A 12,870-nucleotide genomic window follows, 5' to 3' on the forward strand; every position below is an offset into this window, starting at 1 on the left:
GGTACAAGAGGCGTATACTGAGCCTGTCCTGAGATGTGCGCCAGTCGGTTATGTCCTCGAGCCGATATTGAAAACCATCCGGATGTATCTCGTTCACTGCCGGTGTGCATGTCCGTTAAACGGAAAGCCTAAAGGCAATGCTGATACAGCCACCTTGAACCTTGGGTTCAAGGCCACACCGGCAGCGGCATCTTGGGCTCCTCTTATTTATCCCCTTATATTTCCCTGCAAATTCAATTACTTAACCGAGAAATAGTTGGTAGGCGGCGTTGCCTGTTTCTTCCTGCCAAGGGTAGTTCAGTGCGTTCAAAGACTGCGCCAACTGTGCGTATTCCTCTGGCGGCACCTGCAAACCGACTAGCACGCGACCGTCGGCCGCGCCGTGATTGCGGTAGTGGAACAGCGAGATATTCCAGTGCTGACCGAGATTGTTGAGGAAGTGCATCAGCGCACCGGGGCGCTCTGGAAATTCAAAACGGAACAGTCGTTCGTCAGAAATGGTGGGCGCGTGACCGCCGACCATGTGGCGGATATGCAGCTTCGCCATTTCATCGTCGGTCATATCCAGCGCCATGTAGCCGTTGCTGTCGAGCTCGCGTAGCAGTTCACGGCGGTCATCACTGTTCGCCGCCACTTGCACGCCAACAAAAATATGCGCCTGTTTTTTATCTGCGTAACGATAATTAAATTCCGTGATATTGCGTTTGCCGAGCAGGCGACAAAACGCTTTGAAGCTGCCCGGTTTTTCGGGGATGGTGACTGCTAATACCACTTCGCGCTGCTCGCCAATTTCGGTGCGCTCAGAGATATAACGCAGGCGATCAAAATTGATATTGGCTCCGCTGTTAATCGCCACCAAATTTTCATCGCGCAGTGATTGTTCGGCGGCGTATTTTTTTAAACCCGCGAGTGCCAACGCGCCTGACGGTTCGGCGATAGAGCGCGTGTCTTCAAAAATATCTTTGATAGACGCGCAGATTTCATCGGTGCTGACCGTGATCACGCCATCGATGGTTTTTTTGATCACGCGAAAAGTTTCTTCGCCGATTTGCGCAACCGCTGTGCCATCGGCAAACAAGCCCACTTGCGGCAGTTTGACGCGTTTTTTCTGCTGCATGGCAGCGGCGAGGCAAGCGGATTCCTCGGCTTCTACCGCAAAAATTTTGACATCGGGGCGCACAAATTTGATGTAAGCCGCAACACCTGCGCACAAACCACCACCGCCGACAGGAATGAAAACCGCGTGCAAGTTGTCGGGATGCTGGCGCAAAATTTCCATGCCCACGGTGCCCTGCCCTGCGATCACATCGGGATCGTCGTACGGGTGCACATAAGTCATGCCTTTTTCTTGCATCAACTGCTGTGCGTGCGCGGAAGCTTCGTCGTAGGTATCGCCGTGCAAAATCACTTTGGCACCGCGCGCTTTCACCGCTTCCACTTTGATCGCTGGCGTGGTGCGCGGCATCACAATGAAGGCTTTGACATTCATGCGCGCCGCAGCCAGTGCCACGCCCTGTGCGTGATTGCCAGCAGAAGCGGTTACTACGCCACGCGCCAGCGCTTCATCCGACAGCTGGCACATTTTGTTGTACGCGCCGCGCAACTTGAACGAAAAAACTGGCTGCAAATCTTCACGCTTCAATAGAATCTGGTTGCCACTGCGTGTGGAGAGTGAGCGCATGGGGTCTAGCGGGGTTTCTTGTGCAACATCGTAGACGCGCGCGTTGAGAATGCGCTTGATATAGGTGTGTGGCATGGGTTCCTCCAGTGCGTGCATGGTATCGGTCGCTGCGATGCAAGGAAAGCAATGACTTGTAGTGACTGTCATCGTTTAGTATTTTGATTCATCCCATGTATTACACAAAGGAGCAGGCAGTGACGATTACCCATCATTTTGAGCAGGATGCCGACGAAGTTTTTGCCGCCATGACCAATGCCGAATGGCTGCAACAGCGCTGTGCGGATTTGGGTGAGAAAAATATTAGTTGTGAGGTAGAAGAACAGGGTCGCAAAACCAGTGTGAACCTGACGCGCACGGTAAAACGCGATTTACCTAAAGTGCTGGCGGCAATGTTTAACGCCGAAAATACGCTCAACATGAAAGAGTTGTGGGAGACCGTGGGCAGTACGCACATGGGAAGCTATAGCGTGGATGTAGTCGGGCAGCCCGTGGTGTTGTCCGCACGCTTTAAATTGAAGCCCAATGCCGATGGCGGCTGTGATTACAGCATCGACTATCAATGCAAGGCGAGCATTCCCTTGGTGGGTAAAAAAGTGGAGGAGTTTATTATTTCGCAAACAGCGAATGGTTTGGAGCAAGAAATTAACTGGTTGAAGAAAAAACTTAGCAGTAAATGAAATAAGGATTCAACGCTCGTGGAATTAGTCGAATACCAGTTAATGGATGCACTGGAACAAGAGTTCTGGTGGTATCGCGGTTTACATGCAGTCATTGCTGAACGCTTGCTGCAATTAAATTTACCCGCGCAAGACAAAGTATTGGATGCGGGTTGCGGCACTGGCGGCGTGTTGGCGCATTGGCAAAAAATTGCATCGCAATATACCTACGCTGGTTTGGAATGGCACAGCGATGCCGCCGCGATGGCGGAGAAAAAAACCAGCTTGCCGATTGTGCGCGGCAGCGTGAACGCGATGCCTTATGCCGATGGTGAATTTGCTGCGATTTTTTCGCAGGATGTGATCTGTCATCGCAATGTTGATGAAGCGGCGATGCTGCGCGAGTGTCATCGCTGCCTGCAATCCGGCGGGCATTTGTTGTTGAATGTGGCGGCTTATCAATGGATGACTTCGGCACACGATGTGCATGTGCACGCCGATCGTCGTTACACCACAACAAGACTGCGCCAGTTATTGCATGAAAACGGTTTTGAAGTGGTCGATGCAGGTTATTGGAACAGTTTGTTGTTTCCCTTGATGGTTTTGCACCGCATGACAGTTGGAAAAAATAAAACCGAAAGCGATGTAGCGCCCATACCTGCGTGGCAAAATAATTTGTTCTATAAAATTCTTGATAGCGAACGCCGTTGGCGCTTGCGTCTGCCGTTTGGCGGCTCCGCTTGGATACACGGGAGAAAACGGTGAGTTACACAGAAATCAGCGGCGAGAAAACCGTGTTTGATTTTGCGTTGTCTATTGTTGTGCCTGTGTATAACGGCGCGAGCTCCATTGGTGTGTTGGTGGATGCGCTGGCAAAATTAGAAGTGGAAGGCGGTTTGGAAATTGTGCTGGTCAATGATGGCAGCCCAGACAATTCACTTGCCGTGTGTCGCGAGCTTTGCCAAAAAAATGCTGTGGCATTGACGGTTGTGAATCTCTCCCGAAATTTTGGCGAACACAATGCAGTGATGGCGGGCTACACGCATGCGCGCGGTGAATACATCATCAATATGGATGATGATTTGCAAAATCCACCGGAAGAAGTCGTTAATTTATGGCGGCACGCACATACGCATCAATATGATGCTGTGTACACTTTTTATGAAGAAAAGCAGCACGAGAGTTGGCGCAATCTCGGCAGCAAGTTAACTAACTGGTGTGCCGATTGGGTAATCGATAAGCCAAAGGGTTTATACCTCTCCAGCTTTCGCTGCGTGAGCGCATTTCTCGCGCAAAAAATTGTCGAACACCATGGCCCTTTCCCGTATGTAGACGGTTTAATTTTTCAAATCACACGCAATGTCGGTACGCTGGCAGTGCAACATTTACCGCGCGCCAATGGTGAAAGTAACTATACTTTGACGCGTTTAATGCGTTTATTTTTGTCCATGCTGCTCAACTTTTCTGTCGTACCTTTACGCATTGGAACGCTGATTGGTGTGTTGTTGTCTGGTGCGGGTTTGTTGGGTCTGCTGGTTATTTTGATCGAAGCGATGTTTGCGGATGTGCCGCGCGGTTGGGCTTCGATGATGGCGGGTGTACTGACATTAACCGGCGTGCAGTTGATGATGCTCGGTGTGATCGGTGAATACCTCGGCCGTATGTTTCTCACCATCAATAAAAAACCGCAATTCGTGGTGCGCGATATAGAGCGCAACGCCAAGGCCAAACACGGCGCATAAATCATGTCTCTTTTACGCTTAGAAAAAGTCGAACTGGCTTTCGGCACGCATGTGCTGTTCGATCAAGTCAGTGTCAATATTGCCGCCGGTGATCGCATCGGTTTGTTGGGACGCAACGGTGCGGGTAAATCGTCATTGCTGCGCATGATTGCCAATCGCCAACAACCCGATAGCGGCCAAGTGTGGCGCACCGCCGGTTTATGTGTTGCAGAGTTATTGCAAGAATTGCCGGACGCAACGGAACAAACAGTGTATGACTGGGTGGCGAGCGGCTTGCAAGAAGCGGGCGAATATTTATCGCAATACCATCATTTATTGACCGAAGATTTATCGGATGCCGCCGTGTTGGCGCGTTTGCAACAAGTGCAAACCGCGTTAGAAGCCGCTGACGGTTGGCGATTGCAACAGCGCGTGGACAGTGTGTTGACGCGCTTACAGTTGCCGGCGGATGCAGCATTGTCCAGTTTATCGGGCGGGTGGCGTCGTCGCGCAGCTTTAGCGCGCGCACTGGTCCAACAGCCGGATATTTTGTTATTGGATGAACCGACCAACCATCTCGATATCGAAGCGATTACTTGGCTGGAACAAGAGATCAGCAACTTTCCGGGCGCGGTAATTTTGGTGACGCACGATCGCAGTTTTTTGCAAAAAACCGCTACGCAAATTTGGGAAGTGGATCGCGGGCAAGTGTTTGTTTGGCGCGGAGATTATCGTGGCTTTCTCGACTACCGCGAACAGCGTTTAGCTTCCGAAGAAAAAACCAATAGCGAGTTCGATAAAAAGCTTGCCGAAGAAGAGCGTTGGATACGCACGGGTGTTAAAGCGCGGCGCACGCGCAACGAAGGTCGAGTGCGCGCGTTGGAAAAAATGCGTGAACAACGCGCAGCGCGGCGTGAACAAACCGGCTCTGCGCGTATGCAGCTCGATCAAGCGGCGCAGTCGGGCAAGTTGATTGCGGAGTTGGATCGCGTCAGTTTTTCGGTGAGCGAGCGCGACATCATCAAAGATTTGTCTGTCTCGGTGATGCGCGGTGATCGCATCGGTTTGATCGGCCCGAATGGCAGCGGCAAAAGCACGCTGCTGAAATTAATTCTCGGCGAGTTGTCACCTACAGCAGGTGACATTAAACGCGGCACAAAACTGCAAGTAGCGTATTTCGATCAATTGCGCGCCACTTTAGATTTGCAAGCCACGGCGGTGGACAATGTCGGCGGTGGACGCGATTTTATCGACATCAATGGCAAGTCATTGCATGTCATCAGTTATCTGAATAACTTTTTATTTGAAGCGGCGCGTTTGCGCACGCCAGTGTGGCGTTTGTCGGGTGGCGAACAAAACCGTTTGATTTTGGCGAAGTTATTCAGCCAACCCGCAAATTTGTTGGTGTTGGATGAGCCGACTAACGATTTGGATTTAGAAACACTAGAGTTGTTGGAAGAATTGCTGTGCGATTTTGATGGCACGGTGTTGTTGGTCAGTCACGATCGCAGCTTTGTCGATAACGTCGTCACCAGCACCTTGGTATTTGAAGGCGATGGAGTCATCAACGAATACGTCGGCGGCTACAGTGATTGGCAGGCAGCGGTAGCCAACACTGCAAAAAAATCCACACAGCCCGTAGCGGCACAGCAAAAAGCTGTGTCATCGGTTGTTGCGCCAGAAAAATCAGCGGTCAGTAAGTTGTCGTATAAATTGCAGCGCGAGTTACAAGAACTGCCGACAAAAATTGAAACGCTGGAAAGTGACATCGCCGCGCTGACGGCGCAGATGCAAGAACCGGCTTTCTACACGCAAACGCAGCAGCAAACTAATACCGTGCTGGAAGCGTTGGCAAAAAAACAGACGGAATTGGATGCTTGCTATACGCGCTGGACGGAGTTGGAGAGCGCTTAGAGAGCACTTAGATAACTACAGGCAGTACAACGGTAAACGTGGTGTTGCCGGTTGAAGATTCGACGCTAATCTTGCCTTTGTGCGCAGCAATAATGGATTGTGTGATAGCCAGACCCAAGCCCATGCCATCACTCGGTGATGAGCGCACTGCATCGGCGCGATAGAAGCGGTTAAACAAGCGCGGCAGATGTTCGGGTGAAATGGTTTCCCCTTGATTGCTAATCGCAACGTGAACGGCGCACGCCTCAGTGTGAATCACAATGTGTATGGATGAGTGTGCGGTTGCATGTTGAATAGCATTACTCAATAAATTGCCAAACGCACGGCGCAGCATTAAAGCATCACCCATACAGGTTGCCTCACCTGTTACGCAGAGCTGGATATTTTTTTCATCGGCCAGCACACCATAAAAATCACACAAGGCGCGAATGTCTTTTCCTAAGGCAATGGATGCTCTGCTAGGAATAATGAGGCCGTGATCGGCTTTGGCGAGAAACAGCATGTCACTAATCATGCGCGCCAAGCGCTCGTATTCTTCGTAATTGGTGTAGAGAATTTCTTTGTAATCCGCCGCGCTGCGCTCTTTGGTCAGCGACACTTGTGTTTGGATCATCAAATTGTTGATCGGTGTGCGCAGTTCGTGTGCGAGATCGGCGGAAAATTCTGACAGCCGCATCAACGAGTCGCCGATGCGATTCAGCAAATCATTGAAAGCGGTTGCCAATGCGCGCAATTCCACGGGCATATCGTCTGGCTGTAAACGGTGATCCAATTGTTGCGCCGAGCTGTGCGTGACGAGTTCGGTCATCGTTTGCAGCGGCGCTAAACCGCGCCGCGCAATCAGTACGCCGAGTACGGCCATGGCGCTCAAGCCGCCCAAACCAATGGCGAGCAATTCGCGTTCAAAAGAGCGCAAAAATTGTTGGTGGTGACTGATGTCAATCCCGACAGTCATTTTGTAGCCCGCTGCTGAAGTGGCCGAGATGCCGCGATAGGGTGTGCCATCGGTCTCCCATGTGCGTGCGTTGCGCTGGTGTTGTGGAATAACGGCGTGACCGGATTGATACCAGAGTTGATCGTCAGGCGTGTCAATGCGCACCAGCAGATCATGATGGCCAATCAGGGCGCGATCCAATTCGCGCTTAATTTTTTGTTCATCGCTGTGTGGATGGACTTCCGCCAGCGTTTGCTGAATCAACTCCAATTTGCCTGCCATTTGCATCTCGTCCATTTGCGTGAAATGGCGATCGACAGCGACGCGTATCATGACACCCATGGCAGTGAGAACAGCAGCCGTCAACAGCGCGAATAGCAGTGAAATGCGAAAAACAATCGAGCGGGTGGCGCTCAAGCCATCACGAAGACGCATGCGCTATTTCCATCACATAGCCCATGCCGCGCACGGTGTGAATTAACGGTTGCTCAAATCCGGCATCGACTTTGTTGCGCAGACGTTTGATAGCAACTTCCACCACATTGGTGTCGCTGTCGAAGTTCATGTCCCACACTTGAGAGGCAATCAATGAGCGCGGCAAAATTTCACCGCTGCGGCGCATCAGTAATTCCAGCAGCGCGAATTCTTTGGCAGTTAAATCGATGCGTTGCTCGGCGCGCGTGGCGCGACGACGGCGCAAGTCCAGCGACAAATCTGCAATGTGCAAGGTGTCTTCCTCGAGCTGTTTGCCGCGCCGCAGCAGCGTGCGAATTCTGGCCAGTAATTCCGCAAAAGCAAAAGGTTTGACGAGGTAATCATCGGCACCTAAATCCAAGCCTTTGATGCGATCTTCCACGTGGTCGCGCGCGGTTAAAAACAACACCGGCAGCGTTTTCCCCGCTTGGCGGATGGCGGATAACACTTGCCAGCCATCAAAGCTGGGCAGTGCGACATCCAAAATCACCAGCGCGTAATCGTCTTGCAACGCACAGCTCATGCCGGTCAGACCGTCCTGCACCCAATCGGTGAGATAACCGGCTTCTGTTAAGCCCTGCTTGAGGTAGTTGCCCGTTTTGGCTTCGTCTTCAATCAACAAAATCTTCATGGCTGCTCAGATTACAAAATTGTCATTTTCGCGTCATCTTGTTGTTGGCGATAGGAGCGCACTATAGGCCTATCATCAAGCAACAGCAGAGGTAACACCATGTGTCACCATACACCACTCCCTGCATGGTCTAAAGCAATACACGGCAAGAACATTGCTGGGTCTGTCGGTATTTCTGTTGTCGGCATGTGCAATAACAACACCAGCGCCTAGTGTGTACCACAACACCATTATGCGCGGACAAATTTTATCGCTAGAAGGAAATGTCGGTGTGATTTGTATAGGGAAAAACGATAACGCAGCCGTGGGACAAGTGTTAGAGGTTGTGCGGCACAAACCGCGCACTGCTGGCGGCATGCGCCGTGCAAAAACTTTTGAGCGGATCACAGTGGGCAAAGTAAAAATTGCCAGTATCGTTGACGATCACTACTCAGATGTTGAAGTCATTTCTGGCGATGTGCGTGAAACAGATACGGTTGAGTTAAGCGCGCGATGATTAAGTCTGTTTTGCGAGTTATTTTTTGTCTGAATGGATTGTTTCTGGTTGCGCAGCCAGTCAATGCAGCCGAATACCAATTGGATATACGCAAGGGAAACCATCAACATTACCGGTAAACCCATGGAGCGGGGATTACGGTCAATCATGTGTTTCCTGCGCCTACGTTGTATATTGGACAGAAGGAGAGCAAGTGGTGGTGCATGTCACCAATCATGAGCGAGCCTTCATCGGTGCATTGGCACGGCATTTTAGTGCCGGGGTTGATGGACGGTGTAAAAGATTTTAATGCCTACCCAGGCATTGCACCGGGCGAAACATTCACCTATCGATTTACGGTGCGACAAAGCGGCACATACTGGTATCACTCGCACACCGCTGGTCAAGAACAAGATGGCTTGTACGGCGCGTTAATTATTCGTCCTAAAGGTGTGGATGCCATCAAATCGGATCGCGATGCCGTGGTGATGTTTTCTGATTTCAGTGCAGAAACAGCCGACGATATTATGGCTAACTTAAAAATGTCATCCGATTACTACAACACTGCGCGGCGAACCGTCGGCGATTTTTTTGTGGATGTGCGCAATAAAGGCTGGGCGCTGGCGTGGCAACATGCACGCGATTGGAGCGCGATGCGGATGTCGCCCACCGATTTAACCGATGTCAGTGGCTACACGTTTTTAATCAACGGCAAAACGCCGCAGCAAAATTGGACACAAACTTTCCAGTTGGGCGAAACCGTGCGTTTGCACATGATTAACGCATCGTCCATGTCTTTTTACGATGTGCGCATACTCGACAGCGAAAAAAAGCGTTTGAAGATGACGGTGGTGCAAGCAGATGGGCGCAGTGTGGAGCCGGTGCCGGTGGATGAATTTCGTTTTGGTGTGGCAGAAACGTACGACATTCTGGTGACGCCGAAAGAAGCCAAAGCCTACACCATCGTGGCGGAGCCAATAGATCGCAGTGGCTTTGCGATCGGCACATTGGCACCGCGCGCAGGCATGAAAGGCATTGCGCCTGTGCAGCGTGCGCGCGCCTTGTTGACGATGGCGGATATGGGTATGGGTATGGGTTCGATGGATATGAGCGGCATGGATCACAACACGATGACAAAAGCAGATATGCAAGATATGCGCGAACAAATGCGCAGCGGTTGGTCAAAAACGGGTGCGCCGCGCGGCGATAAAGTGTTGTCGTACAGCGACTTGCGTTTTCTGGGCGAGCAACAAGACACACGCCCTGCGGAGCGCGAAATTGTGGTGACATTGGGCGGCAATATGGAGCGCTACATTTGGACCATGAACGGCAAAACCATGATGGATGCCGACCCTCTTGCTCTGCGTTATGGCGAGCGCGTGAAACTGACGTTCGTGAACGAAACCATGATGGCGCACCCCATGCATTTACACGGCATGTTTGTGCAACTGGATAACCAACAGCCAGCGAATAAATTACCAGACAAAACAGTTGTCATTGTGCCGCCAGGGAAGTCGTACTCCGTATTGTTGACCGCCGATGAAGTAGGCGAGTGGGCATTTCACTGCCATCTTTTATTTCACATGAACGCCGGCATGATGAGCAAAGTGGTGGTCGCCAAATTGGATGCCGCTGCAATGCCAGCGATCACAAAACGCGCAGCCAAAAGGTGGCATGCATGCACATTAAAAAAATGCTTGTCGCCTGTGCGTTTGGCTGTTGGTTTTCTTCTGTGGTGCTGGCCGAGGAAGACAGCACTTTTCATGCCTTGCGTTTGGAAGTGGATGCAGGAGAGAACAGCCAGAATGAAGCAGTAGCCAACTGGGACGTGGATGGTTGGATCGGTGGTGACACGCATAAGTTGTGGCTAAAAAGCGAAGGTGAAATCGTCGATCAAAAAACAGAGCGCAGTGAAATCTGGGCGCTGTATAGCTATAACGCAACAGACTTTTGGGATGTGCAAGCGGGTGTGCGTTATGACAATCGCCCACACGAGCAATCGTATTTTGTAGTGGGCGTGACAGGTCTGGCTCCCTATTTTTTTGAAACACAAGCCCATGCCTTTGTCACCCACGACGGCGATGTGGGGTTTCGCTTGCGCGAAGAAAATGATTTTTTATTGACACAAAAACTGATTATCCAACCGTATATCGAAGTAAACGCCTATGCGCAAGCGATAAAAAAATTAGAGGTCGGCTCGGGTTTGTCTGATGCAACGCTGGGCTTGCAGTTGCGCTATGAAATCACGCGTAAGTTTGCGCCATATCTGGATGTGAGTTACGGCCGTCAATTTGGCGAGACGGCTGATTACACCGCAGCACGCGGCGAAGACAATCGCGGTAGCAGTATCACGGCGGGTATCCGCTGGTTGTTTTGAATGTTATTAACCGGAGAACCAAGATGAAAATGTATCAACCTGCAAAAAAACTGAAAAACTATTCTCTGTCTCGTGTAGGTATATCTGTGCTGGCGGCGACTTTGGCGATGAGCCCTGTTGTTGTCTTTGCTGATGGTAACCACAGCGATGCAGCAGCCGAGGCAACAGATTTTGGCAAACCGGGAAAAGCCGCTGCCGTTACGCGCACGATTGAAATCAGCATGGGAGATGACATGCGCTTTCAGCCGGAAAAAATTGCGATCAAGCAGGGCGAAGTCATTCGTTTCAAACTAAAAAATACCGGCAAAGTGCCACATGAAATGGTATTGGGCACAGCAGATGAAATTCAAGAACACGCAGACATGATGAAACAGATGCCCAATATGCAGCATCACGATGCCAATATGATTCGACTGCAACCCGATCAAAACGGAGAAATCATTTGGAACTTTGATTTGGGGGGAGACTTCCAGTTTGTCTGTCTCATGCCTGGCCACCGCGAAGCGGGCATGAAGGGCGACATTCATGTGGCGGAAAAATAATTAAACAGGGCGGCGGGTTTTTACTGCGCCGCCAGTTCACCTCGCGCATGCTGGAGGGGTTGCTGTTCAAAGAAACGGATTCGCTTTAATCCTTTGAATTCATGTTGTCTAATTTGGCACTTATTTTTCTGAGAATTTCATTTGATTTTTCAATTTCATCCATTTGCGTGCCATTTGGAAATTAGTGCCATAGTCATCACGATAATGAATGTGACTATGCTGATAATAGTTTTTGCGCTGATCATGTGTTTCCTTAGTGCCTAACGCAGAGCTAAATGGAGAGTGGCGTCGCCGCGCGAGTCCAGTGAGCGCAGCGAACGTCTTTGAGCGACTTGTTAAGTTTCACTACGCTCACGCTGTATTTTTACATACGGAAGATTGCTATATGTTTCTATTCTGTCATGCTCTTTTTTTACAAAACCATGCAGGAGCTCTTTAATAATTTTTTCTAGTTTTACTGCTACATCCTGGGACAGATTACGAATTGTTCCCGTTAAGCATGATGCGCATACGACTTCGGCGTTCTCATTTTTTAATGCAGCGATTGCGCCGCGTATATAGCCGTTTAAATATTCTTCTTTCTCAAAGAAACAGTGCTTGCTTCGCATTCTTGGTAATCCCAAGTTAATTCGCAGCAACTTTTGCCTTGTTTTACAGCGATTCTTGGCAAATAAATGTCTTTTCTCATAGATGTGACTCCGTATTTTCTGTGAAACCTAACTAAATCTAGACGACAAACTGTTTTCTGCATGCCCGCCATGACAATTTCAAGCAGCAGCATGCAATTCAAATCGCACTTTTACTTTTCCAAAGGGAAATGAATATTTGCCATCGCCGGTGCGATCAATAATACCGGCGGCTACCAGTGCATTGGCATCTGTGTGTACGCCTTTTACATCGCGCTCTGTGCGTCTTGCCAATTCGCGCACACCAAGTGGTTCGGTACCGGTCAGTGCTTCCACGAGCGTCCAGCGTGTTGGCGTGAGGATGCGCGCCATATCTGCTGCCGAAGGAAAAGTAATGCGCGCTTGACGTTGTGCCGTGCTGGATTTGGCGGCGCGAATGAGGTTGTTCATCGCTGTGGTTGGCGCAGCAACTTCAAACAAGATTGTTTTCATGATTCCACCTCGCTATGTCTGCTGCAAAGTCGGTCAATAGTTGCGCCAACTCTGTAAACACATAATCCGTTTCTGTCTCGCCGTAATGGCGGTGATCGCCTTTGCCGCTTTCGTTGTCGTAACGCAACACGCAGACCTCGTTCACCACATAAGCGAGCCGATACTTATAGCGGTGCTGGCTGCCGCGCAACGGCTGCGATATTTGCCACACAACGATTTGCGCGAAAGCAGTCTCGAAATAGCGTATCCGCTCATTAAATAGCGGCAGTGCCTTTGTGTTGTTCATGCTACAACATCCCTGTGTGTTGTCAATAAGACAACGGCTTTAACTATCCCTGTGTATATCG

General features: G+C 50.4%; 14 protein-coding genes and 1 other RNA gene. 9 read left to right on the plus strand and 6 right to left on the minus strand.

The genetic code is table 11. The features are described 5' to 3' along the window. Window positions 1-22 precede the first annotated feature (22 nt). Window positions 23-203: non-coding RNA, 6S RNA (gene ssrS, locus R3E63_02085), on the plus strand. A 38-nt stretch (window positions 204-241) separates the two neighbouring features. Here ssrS and ilvA read toward each other — a convergent pair. Further along, window positions 242-1,777 carry a threonine ammonia-lyase, biosynthetic gene (gene ilvA, locus R3E63_02090; GenBank protein MEZ5538752.1) on the minus strand — a complete coding sequence of 512 codons (1,536 nt, stop codon included), beginning with the start codon at window positions 1,775-1,777 and terminating at the stop codon, window positions 242-244. 74 nt (window positions 1,778-1,851) lie between these two features. Between ilvA and R3E63_02095 the strand changes: the two genes are divergently transcribed. The 4 genes from R3E63_02095 to R3E63_02110 are packed head-to-tail and all read left to right on the plus strand — an operon-like array spanning window position 1,852 to window position 5,972. Beyond that, window positions 1,852-2,358: a DUF2505 domain-containing protein gene (locus R3E63_02095; GenBank protein ID MEZ5538753.1), complete on the plus strand. Its 507-nt coding sequence runs from the start codon at window positions 1,852-1,854 to the stop codon at window positions 2,356-2,358. 18 nt (window positions 2,359-2,376) lie between these two features. Continuing rightward, window positions 2,377-3,102 (plus strand): class I SAM-dependent methyltransferase, encoded by a 726-nt coding sequence (locus R3E63_02100; GenBank protein MEZ5538754.1) that lies wholly within the window; start codon window positions 2,377-2,379, stop codon window positions 3,100-3,102. Then, on the plus strand, window positions 3,099-4,079 hold the full coding sequence (locus tag R3E63_02105; GenBank protein MEZ5538755.1) for a glycosyltransferase family 2 protein: 981 nt from the start codon (window positions 3,099-3,101) through the stop codon (window positions 4,077-4,079). Before R3E63_02100 ends, R3E63_02105 begins: the two co-directional genes overlap by 4 nt. Window positions 4,080-4,082: 3 nt before the next feature. After that, complete coding sequence (locus tag R3E63_02110; GenBank protein MEZ5538756.1) at window positions 4,083-5,972, plus strand: ATP-binding cassette domain-containing protein; 1,890 nt, start codon at window positions 4,083-4,085, stop codon at window positions 5,970-5,972. Window positions 5,973-5,979: 7 nt separating this feature from the next. Here R3E63_02110 and R3E63_02115 read toward each other — a convergent pair whose 3' ends face one another. Beyond that, window positions 5,980-7,341 carry a heavy metal sensor histidine kinase gene (locus R3E63_02115; GenBank protein ID MEZ5538757.1) on the minus strand — a complete coding sequence of 454 codons (1,362 nt, stop codon included), beginning with the start codon at window positions 7,339-7,341 and terminating at the stop codon, window positions 5,980-5,982. Then, entirely contained in the window at window positions 7,328-8,011 is a 684-nt protein-coding gene (locus R3E63_02120; protein MEZ5538758.1) for a heavy metal response regulator transcription factor, read from the minus strand. The genes R3E63_02115 and R3E63_02120 overlap by 14 nt, the downstream gene beginning before the upstream one ends. A 178-nt stretch (window positions 8,012-8,189) precedes the next feature. Between R3E63_02120 and R3E63_02125 the strand changes: the two genes are divergently transcribed. From R3E63_02125 to R3E63_02140, 4 genes are all read left to right on the plus strand, one after another. Next, window positions 8,190-8,507 carry a hypothetical protein gene (locus R3E63_02125; protein MEZ5538759.1) on the plus strand — a complete coding sequence of 106 codons (318 nt, stop codon included), beginning with the start codon at window positions 8,190-8,192 and terminating at the stop codon, window positions 8,505-8,507. 134 nt (window positions 8,508-8,641) lie between these two features. Then, window positions 8,642-10,303, plus strand: coding sequence for a multicopper oxidase domain-containing protein (locus tag R3E63_02130; GenBank protein MEZ5538760.1), 1,662 nt, complete (start codon window positions 8,642-8,644; stop codon window positions 10,301-10,303). Continuing rightward, the gene (locus tag R3E63_02135; protein ID MEZ5538761.1) at window positions 10,219-10,863 is read left to right on the plus strand and encodes a copper resistance protein B; all 645 of its coding nucleotides are present in this window, start codon (window positions 10,219-10,221) and stop codon (window positions 10,861-10,863) included. The genes R3E63_02130 and R3E63_02135 overlap by 85 nt, the downstream gene beginning before the upstream one ends. Window positions 10,864-10,886: 23 nt before the next feature. After that, window positions 10,887-11,405, plus strand: a complete 519-nt coding sequence (locus tag R3E63_02140; GenBank protein ID MEZ5538762.1) for a cupredoxin family protein — start codon at window positions 10,887-10,889, stop codon at window positions 11,403-11,405. A gap of 335 nt (window positions 11,406-11,740) precedes the next feature. Here R3E63_02140 and R3E63_02145 read toward each other — a convergent pair whose 3' ends face one another. The 3 genes from R3E63_02145 to R3E63_02155 all read right to left on the minus strand — a co-directional run bounded on the left by R3E63_02145 (window position 11,741) and on the right by R3E63_02155 (window position 12,809). After that, complete coding sequence (locus tag R3E63_02145; GenBank protein ID MEZ5538763.1) at window positions 11,741-12,013, minus strand: hypothetical protein; 273 nt, start codon at window positions 12,011-12,013, stop codon at window positions 11,741-11,743. Between the two features lie 159 nt (window positions 12,014-12,172). After that, a complete protein-coding gene (locus R3E63_02150; protein MEZ5538764.1) occupies window positions 12,173-12,523 on the minus strand; it encodes a hypothetical protein in 351 nt (116 codons plus the stop codon). Then, window positions 12,504-12,809 carry a DUF6516 family protein gene (locus R3E63_02155; protein MEZ5538765.1) on the minus strand — a complete coding sequence of 102 codons (306 nt, stop codon included), beginning with the start codon at window positions 12,807-12,809 and terminating at the stop codon, window positions 12,504-12,506. The genes R3E63_02150 and R3E63_02155 overlap by 20 nt, the downstream gene beginning before the upstream one ends. Between the last annotated feature and the right edge of the window lie 61 nt (window positions 12,810-12,870).

Source organism: Pseudomonadales bacterium (assembly GCA_041395665.1).
Lineage (GTDB): Bacteria > Pseudomonadota > Gammaproteobacteria > Pseudomonadales > UBA7239 > UBA7239.